The sequence below is a fragment of the Ruegeria sp. AL3 genome, from assembly GCF_056536065.1.
Window position 1 is genome coordinate 2,832,649 of record NZ_JBQFJG010000001.1, and the last position, 23,271, is coordinate 2,855,919.

Here is a 23,271-nt window from a genome sequence, read left to right on the forward strand (position 1 = left end):
TTAATTTACTCCGCGTACAGATGTTGCGATTGGATATGCAGTGAGGAACCGCGCGCGCAGGATCAGGGTCCAGACGACAACGGCCATGAACTGGTGGAAGATGGCGATCTGCCACGGCGCTCCGTAGACGACGGTCACGATACCGACGACAACTTGCACCGACAGGGCCGCGAAAGCCGCGTTGAAGGCGAAGCGCGTCTGAGGATGCGCGCTGGCGCCGCCGCGGCGCCATACGACAATCGCAAAGATGAACAACAGGTAACCTGCGCAGCGGTGAATGAACTGCACAAGCCCCGGGCTTTCGAAGAAATTGCGCCACATCGGCTCCAACGCGGTGGCATCCGGCGGCAACAGCTGCCCGCCGATCAGCGGCCAGTCGGTATAAGACCGACCAGCGTCGATCCCGGCGACAAGCGCGCCAATAAGTATTTGCAAAAAGGCGAAATGCATCAGGCCGGTGGACAACGAGAACAGTTTCGCTTCCTTCATGCGACGCGCCTGCATCAGGTCACGTTCTTCCCGGCCAAGCTCGAATATATACCAGGCGAGGAACCCGAGAATGACGAATGCCAGTCCCAGATGGGTGGCCAGGCGATAGCTGGCGACGGCGGTCATCCCCTCGCCCTGCGTCACACCCGAGGCGACCATCCACCAGCCGACAGCCCCCTGCACACCGCCCAGAAGGCCGGGGATCAGCAGCTTGCCGGTCCAACCCGTGGGTATCTTGCGGGTCACGAGGAAGCCCAGGAAACCGGTGGCCCAGACCAGCCCGATCACGCGGCCCAGTTGGCGATGCCCCCATTCCCACCAATAGATGGTTTTGAAGTCGCTCAACTGCATCCACTGGTTCTGAATGCGCCACTGGTCAATCTGCTTGTACTTGTCGAACTCGGCCTGCCAGTCGGCCTCGGACATCGGCGGGATCGCCCCTGTAATCGGACGCCATTCAGTGATCGACAGCCCGCTGTCAGTCAGCCGCGTCAGACCGCCGACAGCGATCATCACCACGACCAAAGCGAACAGGATCATCAGCCAGGCACGAATTGCCTTACGCGCACCGCCACGCCCCCGGTCGATCATACCGGGTTGAACGGCCTGTTGTTTTTCGGTGTCCGAGACCTCTTCGAAGATGCTGCGCTTACCGCTCATGCTGTCCTCATGTCCTGATTTCGTCGCAAGCTAGGGCTTGGTGGAAGATAGGTCCAGCCTCAGCCTTTGTCTTTCCAGCGGACCATCTGCCGCATGATCCCATGCAGCATCTGCACGTCGGCCCGCGTCATCCGCATCCGCGACCACAGGTTGCGCAGGTTGGTTTTCATGCCCTCGGCCTTTTCAGGGGGATAGAAGAACCCGGCCTCTTCCAGCCGGTCCTCGTAGTGTTCCACCAGTTTCTCAACTTCAATCCCCGTGGCCCAGTCCCCCTTGCCCAAATCGGTGGATTCATGCACCACGTCGCCGGTCTGGCGCATCCACTCATAAGCGGTCAGCAAGACGCATTGGCCCAGGTTCAGCGACGCGTATTCCGGGTTCACGGGCACCGAGATGATTGCATTTGCCTTGGCGATGTCTTCGTTCTCCAACCCCGCGCGTTCGGGGCCGAACAGAACCGCAACCTTTTCGCCCGCCGCGACCTTTTCAGCGGCGATCTGCATGGCGCGCTCGGGGCTGTAGACGGGTTTTGTCAGCCCGCGTTGCCGTGCAGTGGTGGCGAAGACAAAAGTGCTGTCGGCCAGCGATCCGGCCAGATCGTCAAACAGCTGCGCTTCGTCCAGCAACCGGCCGGCACCGCTGGACATGGCCACCGCCTTGGGGTTTGGCCAGCCGTCGCGGGGCGCCACGATGCGCATCCGGTCCAGTCCAAAGTTCCACATCGCCCGGGCGGCGGCACCGATATTCTCACCCATCTGCGGGCGAACAAGCACGAAGGAAGGCTGGGATTTGTCGCTGGGCATGGTTCACCTTGTAAAAACTTGGCCTGCTGTAATCGGCAGGCTCTTGCAGGGCAAGGCGCTGGGGCTGGAATTTGCGTGGTCTCGGCCATAAAAGTTTGCTTCCCCGCCGCAATCCGCTAAACCGCGCCAAAGACCAAAAACCGAAGGACGCGCCCATGGACACCCCCGAGCAGCCGCAGATTTACCTGATAACGCCTCCGACCATCGAGCTGAGCACGTTTCCGGCCAAACTGGCATCGGTTCTGGACGGGGCCGAGATCGCCTGCATCCGCCTGGCGCTGGCTGGCAACGACGAAGACACCATCGCCCGTGCCGCTGATGCCTGCCGCGAAGTGGCCCACGCCCGCGACGTGGCCATCGTAATTTCAAACCACGTGCTGCTGGCGCAACGTCTGGGGCTGGACGGGGTGCACATGGATGACGGCGCACGTTCGGTCCGTGCCGCGCGCAAGGAGCTGGGTCCGGATGCGATCGTCGGAAGCTTCTGCGGCGCGTCCAGCCATGACGGCATGACGGCAGGCGAACACGGCGCAGATTATGTGGCCTTCGGCCCCGTTGGCACCGCCACGTTGGGCGACGGAACCCGCGCCGAAAAAGATCTGTTCCAATGGTGGTCCGAGATGATCGAAGTCCCGGTCGTGGCCGAAGGCGGCCTGACGCCCGAATTGATCGGCGATCTGGCCCCCTGCACCGATTTCTTCGGCATCGGGGACGAGATCTGGGGCGATGACGACCCGCTGGGTGCGCTGAACAAGCTGCTGGCGGCAATATCTTAAGCCAGCAACCAGGGTTCAGCCATCCAATACACGCCGATCCCGGCGATCAGCATCGAGGTCAGAACCGAAATCCGGCCTCGTTTTCTGTGTGACCCGCCTGCAAGCAAAAGCGCGCAGGCAAAGGCCAGAACAGCCACAAAGACGACAGGAACTAGATTCCCGACACCAAACCCCAAAACAGCCGGAGCCAGATGATCGGGCGGCACCCCGATCTTTGTCAAATCCGAAGCCAGTGCCAATCCGTAAACACAGCCTGCGGCAAGCACGGCCAACAGGCGCCAGACCTGCAAGTGCCGGGCCACCAGGTTCCATAACGCCAGAATGATGATCGCAGCCACCAAGGCCTGATCCTGCATGTTTTCTGGTACGTCCAGCACGCCGTACATGCCCAACCCGAGCCCGACAAAAACCCCTGCTGCCAAAAACGCCACCTGAGACATCACAGGCCGCAGGCTCAGCGTCAGCATCACGAGTGTCAGAACAAGGATGGATGGCTTGAGGGGGCTTTGAACAAATCGGCTGATCCCCTTGGCGAAATACGTCTGCAGTGTCTGCTCGGTCGTCAGCGATGCCCCGCCCTGCAACGGGATCAGTGGGCTGATTTCTCCGGCCGCCAGAAAGCCTGTATACGGGGCCACAACCTTTTGCTGGCGAAGCACGACTGACCCGCTGTGCAGCGGCCAGGTCAGGCGAAGGTTAGATGCTTGATCCGACAAAGGAGCGGTCAACAACAATCTGGAAACACGCGCTTTTTCGGCATCCCCCACCACGGGAATACGCACACCTTCATAAGACAGGTCCAGGCGTTCAGACGCTTCGACCACAAGGTTCTGCCTCCAGACCTGAACGAAATTTCTGATCTGGGGTTCCAGTTCCGACGACACCATGCGCCGCAGAGATCGGTACTTCGAATTGCCGGAATAAGCGTCGGGTTGTGTCGGATCGGCACCGACCAGCATGGCCTCGGCGTTCAGTTTCACCTCGAGAAACAGAGTGTCATCCTTGACCCAGAAATCAATGACCGTCGACGGGGCAGTTTGCGCTTTTACGGGTCCCGGATGCAAAGTCAGAAGAAGGATAATACTCAGGGCGCAGGTATTGAGGGCTCGGAGGATGGCACGGAAGACGGGGCCATTCATACGAAACGCTCCAACAGGAAAATCAAATCACCAATCATTGCTTTTGATTGTTCCCGCGAAGGCCACGGATCGCAAGCCCAAAGGCCATATCGGCCCAGGCCGGTCGGGAATCTCTTGTTGCGATGACGTTCCGGCTTGCACGGGCAACACCGCTGCGGCATGACGTCCCGTATGACTCAGAACACCAATATCCTGTGCATCGGCTCGGTCCTGTGGGACGTGATCGGCCGATCGGCCAGCGCCATGCGACAGGGCTCGGACGTGCCGGGCCGGATCACCCGCCTGCCCGGTGGCGTTGCGATGAACATTGCCATGACACTGGTACGTTTCGGCATGACACCCACCCTGCTGACCGCCATTGGCCGCGATCCGGAAGGCGACGAGCTTGTCCATGCCTGTTCGCGCCTCGGCATGGTGACGGATCACATCTATCGGTCGCAGGATTTGCCGACTGACCGCTATATGGCCGTCGAAGGTGCGAACGGGTTGATCGCGGCGATTGCCGACGCGCATTCGCTGGAGGCCGCGGGCGCAAAGATACTGCACCCTTTGATGCACGGACCTCTGGGCTATGAGAACGCCCCATTTGAGGGCCCGATCGCACTGGATGGCAACCTGACACTGGACCTGCTGGAAGAAATTGCCCAAAGCCCTGCTTTTGCGCGTGCGGATCTGCGCGTGGCCCCGGCATCGCCGGGCAAGGCCGAACGTCTGCTGCCGTTCCTGAAACATGCTCGCGCCACGCTCTATGTAAACCTCGAAGAGGCCGGTATCCTGTGCCAGCGTGAATTCACCGATTCCGAATCCGCGGCCAAAGGCCTTCTGGATCGCGGCGCGCTGCGGGTGCTGGTCACCGATGGCGGCAATTCGGCAACCATCGGCAGCTCGACAGAAATCCTGACGCAAACACCCCCTGCCGTTCTGGTCACCCGCGTGACCGGTGCCGGGGATACTTTCATGGCGGCCCATATCGCCTCAGAATCCGGCGGTGCATCCAGTGACGAGGCCCTGACCCGCGCCCTGCACGCCGCTGCAACCTACGTTTCCGGAGAAACCCCACTGTGATCGACATCAAATACTCTGCCGAGGTTCGCGCCGCCAAGGACGCGGGCCTGCCCATCGTTGCGCTGGAAAGCACCATCATCACCCATGGGATGCCCTATCCGCAGAACATCGAAGTCGCGGCTCAGGTCGAACAGGACATCCGCGATGCGGGTGCGGTTCCTGCAACCATGGCCGTGATCGAAGGCAAATTGCATGTCGGGCTGGAGCAGGATCAGCTGCAATGGCTGGGTCAGGCCCAAGGCGTTGCCAAGATCTCGCGCGCGGACATGGCGGCGTGCATCTCGACAGGTGGCACCGGGGCCACCACCGTTGCCGCCACGATGATCGCCGCGCACTATGCCGGGATCGAGGTTTTTGCCACCGGCGGTATCGGCGGCGTGCATCAGGGGGCCGAGACCACCTTCGACATCTCTGCCGATCTGCACGAGCTTGGCCATACGCCCGTGACCGTCGTCGCAGCCGGGGCGAAAGCCATCCTGGACCTCGCCAAAACGCTTGAGGTTCTGGAAACGCTGGGCGTGCCTGTGATCTCACATGGCCAGGACGAGTTTCCTGCGTTCTGGTCGGCAAAGTCGCCCTTTAACGCGCCCCTGCGCATGGACAGTGCCGATGCCATCGCCAAAGCCCACACGACCCGCCGCGCGCTGGGTCTGCCCGGCGGGCAGTTGGTGGCGAACCCGATTCCAGCCGCCGATCAAATCCCGGCCGAGGAATTGGCCCCCATCATCGCCGAAGCCCAGTCAGATGCAGATGCCCATCGCATCACCGGCAAAGCCGTGACCCCCTATCTGCTGCAACGTATCTTTGAAAAGACCGAAGGCCGGTCATTGGTCGCCAACATCGCCCTTGTTCGAAACAATGCGCGTTTGGCGTCCAAGATCGCGCAAGCGCTCGTCAAACAGAGGTGACGTTAACCTATTGTACCAAGGCCGTGGATTGACTACCTAAATCCGGAAACCATTCGGAACCGCAATGAATACACCCTTCGACGAAGAGCCTCACCGCCGCCCGGGCATGCTTTCACGGCTGCGCGCGTCCTTTCTGACGGGCATCGTGGTCATTGCGCCTGTCTGGTTGACGGTCTGGCTGATCTGGTCCGTGGTCGGCTGGATAGACAGTGCGGTTCTGCCGCTGGTGCCCCAACAGTTCCAGCCCGAACAATACGTGGGCATCAACCTGCGCGGCGTGGGCGTGGTGATCTTCCTGATCTTCACCGTTCTGGTCGGCTGGATCGCCAAGGGCATTCTGGGCCGTTCCCTGATCCACTTCGCCGAAAGCGTTGTTGACCGGATGCCCGTCGTGCGCTCGGTCTATTCCGGGATCAAGCAAATTTCGGAAACGGTGTTTGCCCAGACCGAGCGTTCTTTCGAAAAAGCCTGCCTGATCCAGTACCCGCGTCGCGGGATCTGGGCCATCGGCTTTGTCTCGACCAGCGCCAAGGGGGAGGTCAGCCAACGCGCCGAAACCGGTGGCGAACTGCTGAGCGTATTCGTACCCACGACACCCAACCCGACATCGGGGTTTCTGTTGTTCTTCCCCGCAGAAGACGTGATCCTGCTGGACATGAGCATCGAAGACGCCGCCAAACTGGTGATTTCGGCGGGGCTTGTCTATCCGAATGGAAAAGATCCGACACAGCCGCCCGAGTGATCAGCTGAACATCGCAGGCAGATCAATTGTGCTGGTCTGGCCCAAATCCTTCTTGTGGTTGGCAAGAAAACCGTCTGCGGCGTTCCGTCCGGCCTGTTTCAGCTTGTGCAGAATGACCGGATTGGGCACGGTTTTGGTGGCAACAGACAGGCTGTTCATCAAGTCGTTATCTGCAATCATGTGAACCAGAACGCGGCTCATCTCTCCGGCTGTCAGCTTGCCTTCTTTCAACAACCGCTGGACAAAGCTGATCGCCCGCAACTCGCGAAACAGGGATGAGTTGAAGCTGATCTCGTTGATCCGGTTCTGGATTTGCTGCGGCGTGATCGGAACTTCGTCACGCTCCAGCGGATTGATGTTCACGATCACCACGTCATCCGGCAAATCATCGTTGAACAGCGGATAGAGCGCCGGATTGCCGGTATACCCTCCGTCCCAATAGGCTTCGGTCCGGTTTGTCTTCGGGTCGAAAATCTCAACCGCCTTGAACAGGGTCGGCAAACAGGCCGAGGCCAGGATGGCGTCGGTGCTGATTTCGTCGCCGGTAAAGACGCGGATCTTGCCGCTGCGTACGCAGGTGGCACACACAAACAGTCGCGGGCCTTCATCTGCGCACACCTCGTCAAAATTGAACCTGTCCACCACCGGCTTCAAAGGGTTGCTGTAGAACGGCCCGTACGCATAGGGCGACACCATCCGCGACCAGGCATCCCCAATCGAAAACGGCACCGAATATTCCATCGCCTGCGCAATGGCCGCCGGTTCAAGGCCGCGAAACCAGTTGGCAAAGCGCATGTCGCCAATAGCGCCCATGCGCTTCCACAACCCGTCCAGGCGTGCCCGCGCGCCTTCGCGCCCGGAATGAACCATACCAGATTTGTAGGCCGCACCGTTCAGCGCCCCTGCGGAAGTTCCGGTAATGGCAGCGACCTCGATGTCGTCCTCGTCCAGCAGCCGGTCGAGCACACCCCAGGTGAACGCCCCATGCGCCCCACCCCCCTGCAAAGCCAGATTGATCCGCTTCATGCCGCAACCCCTTCATCTTTTCCAAAATACTCTGGGGGTGTGGGGGCAGCTCCCCCGCAAAACCTCAAAGCGCGGTCCAGCCACCATCGACGGAAATTGTGGTTCCGGTGATCTGAGCGGCCGCGTCCGAACACAGGAAGATAGTCGTTCCACCCAGTTGTTCGACCGTGGCGAATTCCTTGGACGGTTGCCGTTCCAAAAGAACGTTCTTCACAACGTCCTCACGGCTCATGTTGTATTCTTTCATCGTGTCGGGAATCTGGGACTCGACCAGCGGCGTCAGCACATATCCCGGGCAGATGGCATTGCAGGTGATCGGTTCCTGCGCAGTTTCCAGCGCTACGGTCTTGGTCATTCCCACCACGCCGTGCTTGGCCGCAACATATGCCGCCTTGAAAGGGGATGCCGTCAGACCGTGGGCCGAGGCGATGTTCACCACACGTCCCCAACCTGCCTTGCGCATCATCGGCAACGCGGCCGCCGTTGTGTGAAAGGTCGAGTTCATGTTGATTGCGATAATCGCATCCCATTTATCAACCGGGAATTTGTCAATCGGTGAGACATGCTGAATCCCGGCATTGTTCACCAGAATGTCACAAGACCCCGCCTGTTCGATCAAGGATCGGCATTCCTCGCCCTTGGACATGTCGGCCTTGATGTAGCGCGCATTGGTTCCGGTCTCTTTCGCAATCTGCGCGGCAAGCGCGTGATCTTCATCGCGATCGGTAAAGGAATTCAGAACCACATCGGCACCGGCCTTGGCCAGCTCGCGTGCGACGCCCAGGCCAATGCCCGAATTTGATCCCGTGATGATTGCCGTTTTGCCGGACAGGCTCATGTCCATTCTCCCTCAAGCGTTGATCAGGCGCACCATGCCATGCTGCACCTGCAAAGAAAACGGGGAAACATGTGGGATTGGAATACCGGCCTGAGACTTCCACAGGCAAAAAAACGCCCGCACGAAGCGGGCGTTAAGTTATTGAGGCAGGTTTCATACAGGCAAGAAACCTATCGAGCAGTGCAACCTTTATAAGCAATTCTGCGCCTTGGTCCAAGCTAAAAGTTTGATAATAAGAAAAATCATCACTACGGTGAATACCAACAAAATAAGGCCAGAGCAGGATTGTTTCCAAAATGAGCCCGGATTTTCTCCGTCCGTTTCGATCACTTGTGGCAGGAATCGCCACCATTTTCGTGATCTCTGTCGCCCATGCAGAATCGTCTCATGGCATAGCTATGTATGGGGACCCGGCCCTACCACCGGATTTTGTGTCCCTCCCATACGCCAACCCGGATGCGCCCAAAGGCGGCAACGCCGTGTTCGGAAACACTGGCGGCTTTAACAGCCTGAACCCGTTTTTGCAAAAAGGCACCTCGCCATGGCAATTGCCGTTCTGGACCCACGAGAGCCTGATGGGGCGGTCCTGGGACGAACCTTTCACACTTTACGGGCTGTTAGCCGAATCAGTTGAGACCGATCCAGCCCGGTCCTGGGTCGAATTCACCCTGCGGGAGGAGGCGCGGTTTTCCGACGGTAGTCCGGTCACGATCGATGATGTTATCTGGTCTTACGAAACGTTGGGCACGCAGGGGCATCTGCGCTATCGCGGTCTATGGGGCAAGATCGAAAGTATCGAACAAACCGGCCCGCGTTCGGTGCGTATCACGTTCAATGAACCCGACCGAGAGCTTGCGCTGCTGGCCGGGATGCGCCCGATCCTGAAAAAAGCGCAATGGGAGGGCAAGAATTTCGCGGATGCACAACTGCATGATGTGCCGATTGGAACCGGCCCCTACGTGATTGAAAGCTACGAAGCGGGACGCTTTGTGAATCTGCGACGCAATCCGGACTATTGGGGGAACGACATCCCGTTTCGCCGCGGCACCATGAACCTTGATGAGCTGCGGATCGAATTCTACGGCGACGGCAGCGTCTTGTTCGAAGCGTTCAAAGCCGGAGAGCTTTCAGCCGTGCGTGAATTCAACGCCGACAAATGGGACACGCAATACAACTTTCCCGCCGTGCAGCGCGGCGATGTCATCAAGACCGAAATTCCGCATGGAAAACCTTCGGGAATGACCGGGTTCGTGATGAACACAAGAAAGGCTCCGTTCGACGACTGGCGCGTGCGCGAAGCGCTGACGCTTGCGTTCAACTTCGAATTCATCAACGACACGGTAACCGGTGGTGCGCAACCAAGGATCGCGTCTTATTTCTCGGGGTCCGACCTTGCCATGCAGCCTGGCCCGGCCCAGGGGCGGGTAAAAGATCTGTTGCTTCCTTATGCTGACATCCTGTTGCCCGGCACGCTGGAAGGGTATGAACTGCCGAAAGGCGACGGATCGGCCCGGAACCGGGCAAACCTCCGCAAGGCCGCGGGACTATTGGCCGAGGCAGGCTGGACCGTTCAGGAAGGCGTGCTGCGCAATGCAAATGGTGATGCCTTTCAGATGACTTTCCTGCTGCAACAGGGTGACAGCGAGATGGCAACCGTGGTCGAGATCTATTCCCGCGCGCTGGAACGTCTCGGCATCGGGGTCACGACGGAACAGGTCGACAATGCCCAATATGTCGGGCGCACGTCTGAGCTGGACTTTGACGTCACGACGTTCCGCCGGGCGCTTTCCCTGTCTCCTGGCAATGAACAGCGTCTTTATTGGGGCAGCGAAACTGCCGATGCCCCCGGCACTCGTAACCTGATGGGCGTATCTTCGCCCGCAGTTGATGCCATGATCGATGCCATGCTGGCCTCAAAAACCCGCGATGACTTTACCGCGGCCACCCGCGCGCTGGACCGGGTACTGACCGCAGGCCGCTATGTCATCCCGATCTGGAGCTTTGACATCGGGCGCATCGCGCATGTCAAAGAGCTGAAGCACCCGGAAACTCTGCCCATCTATGGCGACGGTCCGCAATACATGCCCGAAGTCTGGTGGTACGACGCCCAGTAAAAGGCGCAAACCCAAGACCAGCCGTTGTACATGTGAATCCGGCTGGTCTTTCCAACTGAAGTTTCCGAAAGACGGAAGCTTAAAGTGCCAGCAATTTCATACAAACAGCGCTCGGGAAATTTCCGCCAATCGGCAAATTTCAGCACATTACCATCCCACACAAGATATCGTTTGGCCGCATTGGAAGCATCGTAATCAGCGTCCAGCATCGTCACATGCAAGCGATCCGGAAAGAAACACCCACAAACAATTTTACTTTTCTGGAAAATATGCATATAAATTGGGCATTTAGGCTTAATTTTGAGCTGGCGATGACCCCGCCTCTCTGCCTGCCGGGATAATATGGCGCTGCGGATTACAGAACAACCGGGCCCGCCACCACTCACACCAAATGTAGGCCCGTCGGCCCGTTGCGGAAACTTCGCAGCGGGCACAAATCCCCTTGAAAAAAGCGCGGTCCAGCGCTGCGACATTTTGTCATGTCTTACGTGGCGGCACCCTGTCCGTACTCTGGTGTGGGGGAGAGCAGTCCTAATCGTTGCTAAGGGAAGCTCATTGATGATGAACTGGACCGATCTTACAAACGACTGGAATGCGGCATGCGAACGCGCAAAGCGGCGTTTTCCGAACCTACGTGACAAGGACATGATGCGCGTGTTGAAGGATCGAAAAGGGTTTGAAGCCTATTTGGCCGAACGTCACCAACTTACGATGAATGAGGCGCATGAAGAGGTCGAAGATTTCCTGTTCACCGAAGGGCTGAACCGGGAATTCAGCAGAACCGCTTTAGGCAAGTGATGTAACCCAAAGGATCGTCGCGTCTTCGTCACTGACGGAAATCACGTTGTGGCCCATGCTGCCGTCGTAATACGCGCTGTCCCCTCTGCGCATCTCAACCGGCTCGTAAAACTCGGTGTAAAGCTTGACGACACCGGTCAGCACATACATAAATTCTTCGCCGTCATGGCGCACCCAGCCGTCAAATTCATCCATTGATCTTGCGCGGACCCGCGCACGATAGGGCAGCATCTGTTTCTTGGTCAGGGTTTCGGCCAGCAGCTCATGCTCATAGGTGGTGGTGGCATGAGCCGTGCCGTCGCCCACACGGGTGATCGCCATGCGTCCGATCACCTGATCGCGCTGGGGCGGCGTAAACAGTTGCGGAACAGAAATCTCCAGCCCGGTCGCAAGCTTCTTGAGCGCGTCGTAAGTCGGCGACATCTGCCCGTTTTCAATCTTGCTGAGGGTCGAGCGTGCCAATCCGGCCTGACTGGCGGCCTGTTCCAATGTCCATTCCCGCGCTTTGCGCAGCTCTCGCACACGGGCGCCAAGGTCCAAGGGTTCGACTTCGGTATGGTCGCCAGAATCGCGGGCAATTCGGATCAGAGATTTGGGATCTTGAGTGCTCATGACCCTTCTATAGGCCCGGCCAGCCATGCTTGCAACGCGGCAGGCGGCGCGATAGCCAGAGGCCATGTTGTCAATCTTCGATCAGGGGTCGCCCGCACCCTGCCCCACGCCATTCAATCTGGCGGCCCATGTTCTGGGCCGCGCCGATCACGCGCCGGATAAAGTGGCTTTGTCGATATTGCGCCCGAACGGCGCGCAAGACTGGACCTATCGCGATCTGAAAGCGGCTGTGCTGGGCACAGGCATGGGGTTGCTGCGGGCCGGGTTGAAACCTGGTGATATCGCGCTGATGCGGCTGGGAAACACGGTGGATTTCCCGATTGCCTATCTGGGGGCAATTGCCGTGGGCATCGTACCGGTGCCGACATCGTCACAACTGACGGAACCCGAAACCGCCAAGATGATCGACGAGCTTTCTCCGGCGGTGATTCTGCGTGATCCGGGCGTCGCCTGCGCCTCGCATTCCAAACAGATCGGGCTGGACGCGTTGAAAGCCATGCGAAACCTGCCCCCGGCAGAATTTGACATGGGCGATCCGGAACGTATGGCCTATGTCGTCTATACCTCTGGAACCTCGGGCAAGCCTCGTGCCGTGGCCCATGCCCACCGAGCAATCTGGGCGCGGCAGATGATGGTCGATGGCTGGTATGGTCTGCGCGAGACCGACCGGCTGTGTCACGCCGGAGCATTCAACTGGACCTATACGCTGGGCACCGGTCTGATGGATCCATGGACCATGGGCGCAACTGCCCTGATCCCCGCGCCCGGCACCAAAATCACGGCCCTGCCTGCCCTGCTGCGCCAGCATGGCGCAACGATCTTTGCAGCGGCCCCCGGGGTCTATCGCAAGATGGTGCAAGGGTGCGATCGGGTGGAGCTGCCTGACCTGCGCCACGGCTTGTGCGCGGGTGAGAAACTGTCGCGCGCGCTGCACGAACAATGGCGAAAGGCCACCGGCACCGAGTTGTTCGAAGCCTATGGCATGTCCGAATGCTCTACCTTCATTTCCTCCAGCCCGGATCACCCCGCGCGCAGCGACGCATTAGGACAACCGCAACCCGGGCGTCGTGTGGCGATCCTTGGTCCGGACGGTCCGGTGCCAAAGGGCCAAGAAGGCACCATCGCCATTCACCGCTCTGACCCCGGTTTGATGCTGACCTATCTCAACGCACCCGATGAGGTTGAAACGCGGATGCAGGGAGAGTGGTTTCTGACGGGCGATCAGGGCGTCATGGCCGTGGATGGTCAGATCAGCTATCTGGGCCGCGACGACGATATGATGAACGCGGGTGGCTATCGCGTGTCCCCGGTCGAGGTCGAAGCCGCCCTGTCCCGCTTTCCGGGCATCACTCAGGTCGGCGCCGCCGCGGTCGAGGTCAAACCGGACACATTTGTGATAGCGGCCTTCTATACGGGCCCGGAAAAGCTGGACGATGCGGCCTTGCGCACCTATGTCGAAGCCAACCTGGCGCGTTACAAACAACCACGCGCCTTCATCCATCTGCCCTCCCTGCCGACCGGCGGAAACGGCAAACTCCTGCGCCGGGCGCTGCCGGCCTATTTCGAGGCACCAACAAAATGACCCAGACCGTCAAGCTCGACATCCTGTCCGATCCGATCTGCCCGTGGTGCTATATCGGCAAGACTCAACTGGACAAGGCACTGGCCAACGTACCCGACCACCCCTTTGTCATTGAATGGCATCCGTTCCAGTTGAATCCTGACATGACGGATGCGGGAATGGATCGGCGCGAGTATCTCGAGCGCAAGTTCGGCGGCAAGGACGGCGCGGTTCGCGCCTATGCGCCGGTGGTGGAACACGCCGAAAAGGCCGGTCTGAACATCAACTTCGAGGCCATGAAACGTACCCCCAACACGCTGGATGCGCATCGCCTGATCCATTGGGCTGGCATCGAAGGCAAGCAGAATGCCGTCGTCGATGCGCTGTTTGACGCCTATTTCGTGCAGGGTCGCGACATCGGCGACCACGAAGTCTTGGCCGATATCGCGGACAGCGCCGGAATGGACGCCGCCGTGGTCATGAAGCTGCTGAAATCAGACGCCGACCGCGAGGATATCCGCAATCGCGATGCTCATTCCCGCAAAATGGGTGTGAGCTCGGTCCCGACCTTCATTGTCGCCAATCAACATGCGGTTCCCGGCGCCCAACCTCCTGAAATGTGGGAGAAAGTGATCGCTGAAATCATGTCTCAACTTGAGGCTTCCCCTGCAGAATAGCACAGAGGTCTGTGCAAATTTCCAGTCTGGCCTATGCCGACCCGCCGTGATAGCGCGAACGGGTTAGGAGGTCTTCATGGCCAATCGCATGTCGAAGGCGGAATTCATTGCACTGATTGCAATGATGTTCGCCACCATAGCCTTTTCGATCGATTCGATGCTGCCTGCGTTGCCCGAGATCGGCGCGCAGCTCAGCCCCGATGACGTTAACCGTGCCCAACTGATCCTGACGTCATTTGTGTTGGGCATGGGGATCGGCACGTTTTTCACCGGCCCGCTTTCGGATGCGCTGGGACGCAAGCCGGTCATTTACGGCGGCGCGGCTTTGTACATTGCGGCGTCTGCTGTCGCATGGGCCAGTTCTTCACTGGAACTGGTCTTGATTGCACGTGTGGTTCAAGGCCTGGGCGCCGCAGGTCCGCGCGTGGTGGCCATGGCGATCATCCGCGACTTGTATTCAGGCCGCGAAATGGCGCGGATCATCTCAATCGCGATGATGATTTTCACGTTGATACCCGCGGCGGCACCGATGCTGGGCGCCGGAGTAATCGCTTTGTTCGGATGGCGCGGGATCTTTGTGTCTTTCATTCTGTTTGCGTTGATCATCATTTTCTGGATGGGCGTTCGGTTGCCGGAATCTCTGGCCCGGGAAAACCGTCGCCCCTTTCGCATTCCGTTGATGTTCTCGGCCACGAAGGAAATGTTCTCGCATCCGACCGTGCGCCTTTCGATCATGGTTCAGACCCTGTGCATGGGGGTGCTGTTCACCATGCTGACAATGGTTCAGCCCGTTTATGACGTTATCCATGACCGCGCCGAAAGCTTTCCGTTCTGGTTCGGGTTCGTGGCGCTGATGTCCGGGTCGGCCAGTTTGCTGAACGCGGCACTAGTGGTGCGTGTGGGCATGCGCCGGATGGTGACATGGGCGCTGGGGGGGCAAATCCTGATTACCACCTTTGTCATGACCCTGAACGCCGCGCATCTTTCGCCAGACGCCTCGTTCGCATTGTTCGTGTTCTGGCAAACCATGGTGTTTTTCATGGCCGGCGTGACGCTGGGCAACCTGAACGCCATCGCGATGGAGCCGATGGGGCATATTGCCGGAATGGCAGCCTCGGTCATCGGATCGATTTCGACGGTGCTGGCCGCTGCCATCGCCGCCCCGATCGGGCTGTTGTTCGACGGTTCGATCACGCCTTTGACCTTCGGCATCCTGAGCATGTGCATTCTGGCCTTCGGGCTTATGCTGCACATGGGCCGCGTTGAAGAACGTCTGCCAGCCTGATCTGTGCGACTCGTCAGAAACACGCTACCCTCGACGTGAACCAAGCGGAGGGCTTCTGATGCGTGAATACTATGATCTGGGCAGCTATTCCTGTCCGGTAACGACCTCCGTTCCCGAGGCTCAGCTGTGGTTCGACCGCGGCCTGAACTGGACCTATGGGTACAATCACGAAGAAGCCGTGGTTTGTTTCCAGCGCGCAGCTGAACACGACCCCCAATGCGCCATGGCATATTGGGGCGTCGCCTACGCGGCGGGGCCGAATTACAACCTGCCATGGGACTTGCAGGACGAGCGGGGACGCCGCAAGGCGCTGGCGCTGGCTTATGATGCCATGCAAAACGCCCTTCGATTGGCAGACGGCTGTACGCCCGTCGAGCAAGCTCTGATCCGAGCCCTCCGTGCGCGCTATCCGCAACGAGATCCGGCAGAGGACATGCACCGGTGGGATCACGATTTTGCCGAAGCGATGCGCGCAGCCTTCGCTGCGCACCGCGATCATGCGGACCTGCGCGCGATCTACGTCGAGGCGCTTTTGAACCTGACACCCTGGAAAATGTGGGACCTGAAAACCGGCCAACCAGCAGAAGGCGCTGCAACGCTTGAAGCGCAAGAGGCGTTGGAATGGGCCATGGCCAACGATCCGGCCGCCATGTCACATCCCGGCCTGCTGCATCTTTATGTTCACCTGATGGAGATGTCGCCCACGCCGGAAAAAGCTCTGAAAGCCGGTGATGTCCTGCGCACATTGGTGCCCGATGCGGGGCACCTGGTGCATATGCCGACACATATTGACGTGCTGTGCGGCCATTATCACAATGTGGTGCAGTGGAACGAAAAAGCCTCGGATGCGGATCTGAAGTATTACGAACGCGAAGGCGCGTTCAATATCTACACCGGATACCGCCAACACAATTATCACTTCGCCATCTATGGCGCGCTGTTTCTAGGTCAGATTGAACCTGCCCTACGCGCCAATCAGGGATTGTGGGATACAACGCCAGAGGAGATGCTGCGCATCGAAAGTCCCCCAATGGCGGATTACTTCGAAAGCTACATGTCCATGGGGCCGCACATCCTGATCCGCTTTGGCCGCTGGGAAGAGGCCAAGGCGCTGGAGCTGCCCTCCGATCCGGATCTCTACCGGACCCTGACGGCCACGACCCACTACGCCCGCGCCATCGCGCATGCCGCAACGGGTGATGTTGTCCATGCCGAAGCGGAAGAGAACCTGTTTCTCGCAGCCAGGGAATGCGTTCCGGAAACACGCAGGTTGCACAACAATCGTGTGATCGACCTGCTGGAAATCGCGGGGGAGATGCTGCGCGGTGAGATCGAGTACCGAAAAGGCAATTTCGAAATCGCCTTTGCCCATCTGCGCCGCTCGGTCGAACTGGACGACACCCTGCCCTATGACGAACCCTGGGGCTGGATGCAGCCCACCCGCCACGCGCTTGGCGCATTGCTGTTCGAACAAGGTCATGCGGCAGAAGCAGAAGCCGTCTATCGCGAAGATCTTGGCCTTGGCGGCTCGCTCAGCCGCGCTTCGATCCATCCCGACAACGTCTGGAGCCTGAAGGGACTGTACGATTGTCTCAAAGCCCGCGGGGAAGATGTTGAAATGCGACAGGTCAAACAACGCCTGGATCTGGCTCTGGCCCGTGCTGATCGGGCGGTTGCAGCGTCTTGCTTCTGCGCGCAGGCTGCAATGCGAGTATAGGCGGGATCGCGCTGCCGCGCGATGCCTCCGGCGGGGATATTTTCAGCCAGATGAAGCTGGGATCCGTGACTTCATCTGGCCGCAAATATCCCGGGGGAGATGCGCGGAACGCGCAGCGGGGGCAGAGCCCCATCTTGCCCATCAGCCAGCCTTGGTCTTCTTCTTTTCCGCGACCACTTTTTCAGCAAGGTCGCGGGCAATCGCAAAGGCCCCTTTGATCTTGTCGCTGTCTTTCTTCCAATCCCGGCGCACGACGATCTTGTTATCCTTGACCTTGGCCATGCCGCGCTGGTTCTGAATGAATTCGACCAATCCCTGAGGGGATGCGAACTTGTCATTGTGGAACTGGATCGTCGCGCCTTTCGGGCCTCCGTCCAGCTTGGCGATGCCCGCCCGTTTGCACATGGCCTTGATGCGCACGACCAGCATCAGAGTATTCACCTCTTTCGGCAATTTGCCGAAACGGTCGATCAACTCTGCGGCAAAGCCTTCCAATTCGACCTTGGTCGACAGCGACGACAGGCGGCGGTAGAGGCCGAGACGAACATCCAGATCGGGCACGTAATCATCGGGTATCAGAACCGGCACGCCCAGATTGATCTGTGGGGCCCATTGGTCGTCGGCATCTGACAGCCCCTCCATCTCGCCGGCCTTGATCTTGGCAATCGCTTCTTCCAGCATGGATTGATAAAGCTCATAGCCCACATCGCGCATCTGGCCAGACTGTTCTTCGCCCAGCAGATTGCCAGCGCCCCGAATGTCGAGGTCCTGACTGGCCAAAGTAAACCCGGCGCCCAGCGTGTCCAGCGAGCCCAGAACCCGCAGGCGTTTCTCGGCAGTGGCGGTCAGTTTCTGTCGTGGCTTGGTGGTCAGATAGGCATAGGCACGGGTTTTGGACCGGCCCACCCGGCCCCGGATCTGATAAAGTTGCGCAAGACCGAACATATCGGCGCGGTGCACGACCATCGTGTTCGCCGTTGGAATGTCCAAACCACTTTCCACAATAGTTGTGGCCAACAGCACATCATACTTTCCGTCATAAAACGCGTTCATTCGGTCATCGAGTTCACCCGCCGCCATCTGGCCGTGTGCAACCACATAGGTCAGTTCGGGCAGCTGGCTTTTCAGGAACTCCTCGATCTCGGGCAGGTCCGAGATGCGCGGAACCACGTAGAAACTCTGCCCGCCGCGATAGTGTTCGCGCAGCAGCGCCTCTCGGATCGTGACCGCGTCGAATTCGCTGACATAGGTTCTGATCGCCAGACGGTCGATGGGCGGTGTGCCGATGATCGACAGATCGCGCACCCCTGTCAGTGACAATTGCAAGGTTCGCGGAATCGGGGTTGCGGTCAGGGTAAGAACATGGATGTCACTGCGTAGTTGCTTCAGCCGTTCCTTGTGTCCAACACCGAAATGCTGTTCTTCGTCGATGACCAGCAGACCCAGATTGTGAAACCGTATGTTCTTGGCCAACAGCGCATGGGTCCCGATCACGATATCGACCGTGCCCTTGGCCAGCCCGTCACGTGTCTGCTGCGCCTCTTTGGCCGAGACGAAACGCGACAATTGCCGCACTTCCAGAGGGAAGCCGCGAAACCGTTCCCTGAAGCTTGCGGCATGCTGTCGGGCAAGCAGTGTTGTCGGTGCCACCACCGCAACCTGCACGCCGGACATGGCGGCGACAAAGGCGGCGCGCATCGCCACCTCGGTCTTGCCAAAGCCGACGTCACCGCAGATCAGCCTGTCCATCGGCGCGCCCGAGTGCATATCCTCCATCACCTCGGCGATGGCGCGCAACTGATCATCGGTTTCCTGATAGGGGAAACGCGCGCTGAATTCCTCCCACGCGTGCGGCGGTGGATCCATCACGGGGGCTTTCCGCAGCGCACGTTCCGCCGCGATGCGGATCAGCTTGTCCGCCATCTCGCGAATGCGCTCTTTCAGCTTGGCTTTCTTGGCCTGCCAAGCGCCACCGCCGAGTCGATCCAAAAGCCCTTCGTCATGGCCGTATTTCGACAGCAGTTCGATGTTTTCGACCGGCAGGTACAACTTTGCCTGCTCGGCATATTCCAGCAGCAGGCATTCGTGGGCGGCACCGGCGGCCGTGACGACCTCCATCCCCATGTATCGACCGATGCCGTGATCCACATGCACCACCAGATCGCCGGGGCTGAGCGACTGAGTCTCGGTCAGGAAATTCTCGGCCTTGCGGCGCTTCTTGGGTTGCCGGATCAAGCGGTCGCCCAGTACGTCCTGTTCAGCGATCACCGTTAGATCAGGAGTTTCGAACCCGTGCTCCAACGCCCAGACGGCAAGGTGCAGGCCGCGCTTTCCGATGCGCGTTCCATTGGCAATGGGAATCGCCTCGGCCAGACCTTCATCCTCGATCAGGCCGGTCAGACGTTCGCGCGCACCTTCTGAATAGGACGCGATCAGCACCGGACCTTTGTCAAGCTTGGCGCTGATGTGGCTGGCCAAAGCACCGAACAGGCTGATGCTTTCCTGCTGACGTTCCGGAGCAAAATTGCGCCCGATCCGCCCGCCCGCATCGATGACACCGGGACCCGAGGCCTGCGGCAAGGGGCTGAACTGCATGACACGCCGCCCTGCGACGGCCGCCTCCCACGCAGCAGCATCCAGATACAGCAGGCCCGGAGGTGTCGGTTTATAGACCGTATCCATGCGGGATCGGTTTTCCAGCGCCAGACGCCGGGTTTCGTATTGATCGGCAATCGTCTCCCATCGGGCCAATCTGGCCGGTGTAACCTGATCATCGACGGTGATCGTGGCATCCGGCAGATAATCAAACAGTGTTTCAAGCTTCTCATGGAAGAAGGGCAGCCAATGTTCGATACCCTGATGCTTGCGACCGGCGCTTACCGCTTCGTATAGCGGATCATCCGTGCCCGCGGCGCCGAATTCGATGCGATAGTTCTGGCGGAACCGCGTAATGGCCGCATCATCCAGAATGACCTCGGACACCGGCGCAAGTTCAACCACGTCCAGCTTTTCGGTCGTGCGCTGAGACACGGGATCAAAACGGCGCGCGCCGTCCAGTACGTCTCCGAACAGGTCCAGACGGACGGGGCCCGATTCACCCGGCGGGAAGATATCGATGATACCACCGCGAATGGCGTAATCGCCCGGCTCCATCACGGTGGGGCTTTGCGTGAAGCCCATGCGCACCAGGAAGTTACGCAGCGCGGCCTCATCAATGCGCTGATCGACACGGGCGGTAAACGCCGCCTCGCGCAGCACGTCTCGCGCCGGGACGCGTTGGGTTGCCGCATTCAATGTCGTCAACAACACGAATTTCTGCGGCATCTGGTGAACCAGAGCCGCCAGCGTGGCAACGCGGGCCGCTGAAATGTCGGCGTTGGGTGACACCCGGTCATAGGGCAGACAATCCCAGCCCGGAAACACGAAGACCGGCATGTCGGGGGCAAAGAAGGCCAGTGCCGCGCGCATCGCCTCCATCCGCTTGTCGTCACGTGCGACATGGGCCACCGGCCCGTTGCTGCGGGCGATTTCGTTCAGCACAAGCTGCGCGTCAAACCCTTCGGGGGCGCCGCCAACTGTCACGTGGTTCGGAGCCTTCATCGCCTCGCCTTTCAGATTTTGCTATCCCAGAACGCCAATCGAGATGTTCTGATACATGCCCCAGAACGAAGTGACCAGTATCGAGATCATGCCTATGATCTGGGTATAGAGCCGGCAGCGCGCAATGGTTTTCGAAACAGACTCGAGCGTCAGTTCCTGCCGCCGCAATCGTCGCGCGTGCACGATGTTCACCACCAGAACAAGCGTCAGTGGAAACAGAAGGAGGAACACGGCCTGCGCGAACTCGACACCGTAATAGAATCCAAGCGTGGCCAGCCCGGTGAACAGAAAACACCCGAATGCCAACAGGATGGTGCCTGACATGTCGACGATCAACAGGATCCGGTTGGTGTGTATGCGAACGATGTCCAGAAGGTCGATCTCGACCTGCCCGCCAATGCGTCGGGCACGCACCACCAGATCGTAGGGAATGCCCATTACCCAGTGACTCGCCGATGACCAGACAACCGCCAGCACGATCCAGAACCAGAGATTCGAAAAGCTGCGCATGTCGATGACTTCAAAGATCGAAGAGTACCAGTCCAAACCCAACCCTTTATTCCAACCACTCAGGGAGGTTCTGCCACGCTGCCGCGTCCATTGATACCCTTGAGACCTTTGTGAATTCATGCCACCCAATGCACGAATGTTCAAGGAGAACGCGCCATGAAACCGACCATTGCCCCCTATCCCATGACCCGCTTTCGGCGTGCCCGTCAATCCCGGGCAATCCGCGGACTTGTGCGCGAGAACACCTTGACCACGGACGACCTGATCTGGCCCGTTTTCGTCCGCGACGGTGAAGGGGTTGAAGAACCCGTTCCCTCGATGCCGGGCGTGGTTCGCCGGTCAGTGGATCTGATTGCAAACGCGGCCGTCGAAGCACAAGCGCTTGGAATCCCGGCGATATGCATCTTTCCCTACACGGATTCCGCGCTCAAGACCGAGGATTGCGCCGAGGCCTGGAACCCCGACAATCTGTCGAACCGGGCCATCCGGGCGATCAAGGCGGCAGCCCCTGACATTGCAGTGATGACGGACGTGGCGCTGGACCCGTACAATATCAATGGTCATGACGGTTATGTCGTCGACGGCGAGATCGTGAATGATCAGACCATCGAAGCGTTGGTCAAGATGACCCTTGCCCAGGCCGATGCCGGTGCCGACATCATCGGACCGTCGGATATGATGGACGGCCGGATCGGGGAAATGCGCCGCGCATTGGAAGGCGCCGGGCATCACAACGTGATGATCCTCAGCTATGCCGCGAAATACGCCAGCGCTTTTTACGGCCCCTTCCGCGACGCCGTCGGCGCCTCGGGCGCGCTGTCCGGTGACAAGAAAACCTATCAGATGGACCCGGCCAACTCGAACGAAGCCCTGCGCCTGATCGAACGCGATCTGACCGAAGGCGCGGACATGGTGATGATCAAACCCGGAATGCCCTATCTGGATATCTGCCGTCGTGTGAAAGACTGCTTTGGTGCGCCCACCTGTGCCTATCAGGTATCGGGGGAATACGCGATGATCCAGGCGGCCGCCCAGAATGGCTGGATCGACGGAGAAAAGGCGATGCTGGAAAGCCTGCTGGCCTTCAAACGCGCCGGGTGCGACGGTATTCTGACCTATTTCTCGCCTCAGGTTGCCCGGATCCTGCAGGGCTAAAACCCCGAAGAGTCGCAGCTTTTCGCCGACAAGCCCCCTTGAGCGGGCAGCTTTCCCGTGACACAACGCCCAAATCGGCGTATCCTTGCCGGCAAGATCGGGATCACCCGACACGTCAGGCACAGTTACAGAGAAAATAACCATGAGCAGTTCCAACTCCCCCCGACTGAACCGTCGCGGCTTTGCCTTGGGCATGGCAGGCCTGTCCCTGACCGCTGCCTGTGGCAACGGCGTCGGCAACTCAAACTCGGCCACGATCGATGCCCGCGTCGATGCCACGCTGACCGAAATGTACAGCCGGTACCCCAACACCGTGGAAATCGCGAACAAAGCCAACGGCATGTTGGTTATGCCCCTGATCACCGACGCCGGATTGATCTTCTTTGGCGGTGCCTACGGCCAAGGCGCGCTGCGCATCAACGGCGCCACGGTCGATTACTATTCTGCAATTTCCGGAACCGCAGGTCTGCAAATCGGTGCGCAGCAATATGCGCATATCCTGTTCTTCATGACCGAAGATGCGCTGAACGATTTCCGCCGTTCCAGCGGATGGACCGCCGGTGCCGATATTGGATATGTGGTTGACGCAACCGGAAATTCCTTGTCCACGGACACGACAACACTGCGTTCGCCGGTGCTGGCGGTGGTCTTCGGCCAGGCCGGTCTTAAATTCGGCGCGACCGTCGAAGGTACGAAATACACCCGCATCATCCCATAACCCGGATTACCACTTCCCCCACACACGGCCCCGTCGCAGAACAACACTGCGGCGGGGCATTTGATTTCAACCCTTTCC

The 23,271-nt window shown here is 59.3% G+C and carries 21 protein-coding genes; 12 read left to right on the top strand and 9 right to left on the bottom strand.

Translation table 11 applies throughout. The annotated features are described in order from the left end of the window. Window positions 1-1,149, bottom strand: coding sequence for a heme A synthase (gene ctaA / locus ACR3E6_RS14310; RefSeq protein ID WP_480487703.1), 1,149 nt, complete (start codon window positions 1,147-1,149; stop codon window positions 1-3). Window positions 1,150-1,208: 59 nt separating this feature from the next. Further along, window positions 1,209-1,952 (bottom strand): RNA methyltransferase, encoded by a 744-nt coding sequence (locus ACR3E6_RS14315; RefSeq protein ID WP_171632149.1) that lies wholly within the window; start codon window positions 1,950-1,952, stop codon window positions 1,209-1,211. 155 nt (window positions 1,953-2,107) lie between these two features. Here ACR3E6_RS14315 and ACR3E6_RS14320 point away from each other — a divergent pair, with 155 nt between their 5' ends. Further along, window positions 2,108-2,728: a thiamine phosphate synthase gene (locus tag ACR3E6_RS14320; RefSeq protein WP_171632147.1), complete on the top strand. Its 621-nt coding sequence runs from the start codon at window positions 2,108-2,110 to the stop codon at window positions 2,726-2,728. On the opposite strand, the gene ACR3E6_RS14325 is transcribed toward ACR3E6_RS14320, so the two are convergent. Further along, a complete protein-coding gene (locus tag ACR3E6_RS14325) occupies window positions 2,725-3,867 on the bottom strand; it encodes a HupE/UreJ family protein (RefSeq protein ID WP_480487706.1) in 1,143 nt (380 codons plus the stop codon). The genes ACR3E6_RS14320 and ACR3E6_RS14325 overlap by 4 nt on opposite strands. A gap of 171 nt (window positions 3,868-4,038) precedes the next feature. Here ACR3E6_RS14325 and ACR3E6_RS14330 point away from each other — a divergent pair, with 171 nt between their 5' ends. The 3 genes from ACR3E6_RS14330 to ACR3E6_RS14340 all read left to right on the top strand — a co-directional run bounded on the left by ACR3E6_RS14330 (window position 4,039) and on the right by ACR3E6_RS14340 (window position 6,582). Continuing rightward, a complete protein-coding gene (locus ACR3E6_RS14330) occupies window positions 4,039-4,932 on the top strand; it encodes a PfkB family carbohydrate kinase (RefSeq protein WP_152458128.1) in 894 nt (297 codons plus the stop codon). Beyond that, a complete protein-coding gene (locus ACR3E6_RS14335) occupies window positions 4,929-5,840 on the top strand; it encodes a pseudouridine-5'-phosphate glycosidase (RefSeq protein ID WP_209832966.1) in 912 nt (303 codons plus the stop codon). Before ACR3E6_RS14330 ends, ACR3E6_RS14335 begins: the two co-directional genes overlap by 4 nt. Before the next feature lie 64 nt (window positions 5,841-5,904). Then, the gene (locus ACR3E6_RS14340) at window positions 5,905-6,582 is read left to right on the top strand and encodes a DUF502 domain-containing protein (protein ID WP_152458130.1); all 678 of its coding nucleotides are present in this window, start codon (window positions 5,905-5,907) and stop codon (window positions 6,580-6,582) included. On the opposite strand, the gene ACR3E6_RS14345 is transcribed toward ACR3E6_RS14340, so the two are convergent. Continuing rightward, window positions 6,583-7,608 carry a patatin-like phospholipase family protein gene (locus tag ACR3E6_RS14345; protein ID WP_171632136.1) on the bottom strand — a complete coding sequence of 342 codons (1,026 nt, stop codon included), beginning with the start codon at window positions 7,606-7,608 and terminating at the stop codon, window positions 6,583-6,585. Window positions 7,609-7,672: 64 nt separating this feature from the next. Further along, on the bottom strand, window positions 7,673-8,446 hold the full coding sequence (locus tag ACR3E6_RS14350; protein ID WP_210092427.1) for a 3-hydroxybutyrate dehydrogenase: 774 nt from the start codon (window positions 8,444-8,446) through the stop codon (window positions 7,673-7,675). Between the two features lie 296 nt (window positions 8,447-8,742). Here ACR3E6_RS14350 and ACR3E6_RS14355 point away from each other — a divergent pair, with 296 nt between their 5' ends. Continuing rightward, complete coding sequence (locus ACR3E6_RS14355; RefSeq protein ID WP_480487709.1) at window positions 8,743-10,560, top strand: extracellular solute-binding protein; 1,818 nt, start codon at window positions 8,743-8,745, stop codon at window positions 10,558-10,560. Here the strand turns inward: ACR3E6_RS14355 and ACR3E6_RS14360 are convergent. Continuing rightward, window positions 10,506-11,033 carry a hypothetical protein gene (locus tag ACR3E6_RS14360; protein ID WP_480487711.1) on the bottom strand — a complete coding sequence of 176 codons (528 nt, stop codon included), beginning with the start codon at window positions 11,031-11,033 and terminating at the stop codon, window positions 10,506-10,508. The genes ACR3E6_RS14355 and ACR3E6_RS14360 overlap by 55 nt on opposite strands. An 85-nt stretch (window positions 11,034-11,118) precedes the next feature. Between ACR3E6_RS14360 and ACR3E6_RS14365 the strand changes: the two genes are divergently transcribed. Then, window positions 11,119-11,358 carry a hypothetical protein gene (locus ACR3E6_RS14365; protein WP_170344111.1) on the top strand — a complete coding sequence of 80 codons (240 nt, stop codon included), beginning with the start codon at window positions 11,119-11,121 and terminating at the stop codon, window positions 11,356-11,358. Here ACR3E6_RS14365 and ACR3E6_RS14370 read toward each other — a convergent pair. Beyond that, window positions 11,347-11,970: a helix-turn-helix domain-containing protein gene (locus ACR3E6_RS14370; RefSeq protein WP_171167898.1), complete on the bottom strand. Its 624-nt coding sequence runs from the start codon at window positions 11,968-11,970 to the stop codon at window positions 11,347-11,349. The genes ACR3E6_RS14365 and ACR3E6_RS14370 overlap by 12 nt on opposite strands. 64 nt (window positions 11,971-12,034) lie before the next feature. On the opposite strand from ACR3E6_RS14370, the gene ACR3E6_RS14375 reads away from it, so the two are divergent. The 4 genes from ACR3E6_RS14375 (at window position 12,035) to ACR3E6_RS14390 (ending at window position 17,210) form a co-directional block, all read left to right on the top strand. Further along, window positions 12,035-13,552 carry a class I adenylate-forming enzyme family protein gene (locus ACR3E6_RS14375; protein ID WP_480487713.1) on the top strand — a complete coding sequence of 506 codons (1,518 nt, stop codon included), beginning with the start codon at window positions 12,035-12,037 and terminating at the stop codon, window positions 13,550-13,552. After that, entirely contained in the window at window positions 13,549-14,208 is a 660-nt protein-coding gene (locus ACR3E6_RS14380) for a DsbA family oxidoreductase (protein ID WP_171632123.1), read from the top strand. Before ACR3E6_RS14375 ends, ACR3E6_RS14380 begins: the two co-directional genes overlap by 4 nt. Window positions 14,209-14,284: 76 nt before the next feature. Further along, entirely contained in the window at window positions 14,285-15,493 is a 1,209-nt protein-coding gene (locus ACR3E6_RS14385; RefSeq protein WP_210092429.1) for a multidrug effflux MFS transporter, read from the top strand. A gap of 58 nt (window positions 15,494-15,551) precedes the next feature. Continuing rightward, window positions 15,552-17,210 carry a tetratricopeptide repeat protein gene (locus ACR3E6_RS14390; RefSeq protein WP_480487716.1) on the top strand — a complete coding sequence of 553 codons (1,659 nt, stop codon included), beginning with the start codon at window positions 15,552-15,554 and terminating at the stop codon, window positions 17,208-17,210. Between the two features lie 141 nt (window positions 17,211-17,351). Here ACR3E6_RS14390 and mfd read toward each other — a convergent pair whose 3' ends face one another. Both mfd and ACR3E6_RS14400 read right to left on the bottom strand, forming a co-directional pair. Continuing rightward, the gene (gene mfd, locus ACR3E6_RS14395) at window positions 17,352-20,810 is read right to left on the bottom strand and encodes a transcription-repair coupling factor (protein WP_480487718.1); all 3,459 of its coding nucleotides are present in this window, start codon (window positions 20,808-20,810) and stop codon (window positions 17,352-17,354) included. A gap of 21 nt (window positions 20,811-20,831) precedes the next feature. Continuing rightward, window positions 20,832-21,356 carry a component of SufBCD complex gene (locus ACR3E6_RS14400; protein WP_152458141.1) on the bottom strand — a complete coding sequence of 175 codons (525 nt, stop codon included), beginning with the start codon at window positions 21,354-21,356 and terminating at the stop codon, window positions 20,832-20,834. Between the two features lie 120 nt (window positions 21,357-21,476). On the opposite strand from ACR3E6_RS14400, the gene hemB reads away from it, so the two are divergent. Both hemB and ACR3E6_RS14410 read left to right on the top strand, forming a co-directional pair. Then, complete coding sequence (hemB, locus tag ACR3E6_RS14405) at window positions 21,477-22,475, top strand: porphobilinogen synthase (protein ID WP_480487720.1); 999 nt, start codon at window positions 21,477-21,479, stop codon at window positions 22,473-22,475. Between the two features lie 142 nt (window positions 22,476-22,617). Beyond that, complete coding sequence (locus tag ACR3E6_RS14410; protein ID WP_171362765.1) at window positions 22,618-23,193, top strand: lipid-binding SYLF domain-containing protein; 576 nt, start codon at window positions 22,618-22,620, stop codon at window positions 23,191-23,193. Window positions 23,194-23,271 lie beyond the last annotated feature (78 nt).

Excerpts from the sequence above, each read along its gene's own strand:
- ACR3E6_RS14355 (WP_480487709.1), top strand. The coding sequence starts at position 8,743 with ATGAGCCCGGATTTTCTCCGTCCGTTTCGATCACTTGTGGCAGGAATC.
- ACR3E6_RS14320 (WP_171632147.1), top strand. The coding sequence starts at position 2,108 with ATGGACACCCCCGAGCAGCCGCAGATTTACCTGATAACGCCTCCGACC.
- ACR3E6_RS14315 (WP_171632149.1), bottom strand. The coding sequence starts at position 1,952 with ATGCCCAGCGACAAATCCCAGCCTTCCTTCGTGCTTGTTCGCCCGCAG.
- ACR3E6_RS14345 (WP_171632136.1), bottom strand. The coding sequence starts at position 7,608 with ATGAAGCGGATCAATCTGGCTTTGCAGGGGGGTGGGGCGCATGGGGCG.
- ACR3E6_RS14390 (WP_480487716.1), top strand. The coding sequence starts at position 15,552 with ATGCGTGAATACTATGATCTGGGCAGCTATTCCTGTCCGGTAACGACC.
- hemB (WP_480487720.1), top strand. The coding sequence starts at position 21,477 with ATGAAACCGACCATTGCCCCCTATCCCATGACCCGCTTTCGGCGTGCC.
- ctaA (WP_480487703.1), bottom strand. The coding sequence starts at position 1,149 with ATGAGCGGTAAGCGCAGCATCTTCGAAGAGGTCTCGGACACCGAAAAA.
- ACR3E6_RS14375 (WP_480487713.1), top strand. The coding sequence starts at position 12,035 with ATGTTGTCAATCTTCGATCAGGGGTCGCCCGCACCCTGCCCCACGCCA.
- mfd (WP_480487718.1), bottom strand. The coding sequence starts at position 20,810 with ATGAAGGCTCCGAACCACGTGACAGTTGGCGGCGCCCCCGAAGGGTTT.
- ACR3E6_RS14370 (WP_171167898.1), bottom strand. The coding sequence starts at position 11,970 with ATGAGCACTCAAGATCCCAAATCTCTGATCCGAATTGCCCGCGATTCT.
- ACR3E6_RS14385 (WP_210092429.1), top strand. The coding sequence starts at position 14,285 with ATGGCCAATCGCATGTCGAAGGCGGAATTCATTGCACTGATTGCAATG.
- ACR3E6_RS14340 (WP_152458130.1), top strand. The coding sequence starts at position 5,905 with ATGAATACACCCTTCGACGAAGAGCCTCACCGCCGCCCGGGCATGCTT.
- ACR3E6_RS14330 (WP_152458128.1), top strand. The coding sequence starts at position 4,039 with ATGACTCAGAACACCAATATCCTGTGCATCGGCTCGGTCCTGTGGGAC.
- ACR3E6_RS14410 (WP_171362765.1), top strand. The coding sequence starts at position 22,618 with ATGAGCAGTTCCAACTCCCCCCGACTGAACCGTCGCGGCTTTGCCTTG.
- ACR3E6_RS14360 (WP_480487711.1), bottom strand. The coding sequence starts at position 11,033 with ATGTCGCAGCGCTGGACCGCGCTTTTTTCAAGGGGATTTGTGCCCGCT.
- ACR3E6_RS14365 (WP_170344111.1), top strand. The coding sequence starts at position 11,119 with ATGATGAACTGGACCGATCTTACAAACGACTGGAATGCGGCATGCGAA.
- ACR3E6_RS14380 (WP_171632123.1), top strand. The coding sequence starts at position 13,549 with ATGACCCAGACCGTCAAGCTCGACATCCTGTCCGATCCGATCTGCCCG.
- ACR3E6_RS14350 (WP_210092427.1), bottom strand. The coding sequence starts at position 8,446 with ATGAGCCTGTCCGGCAAAACGGCAATCATCACGGGATCAAATTCGGGC.
- ACR3E6_RS14325 (WP_480487706.1), bottom strand. The coding sequence starts at position 3,867 with ATGAATGGCCCCGTCTTCCGTGCCATCCTCCGAGCCCTCAATACCTGC.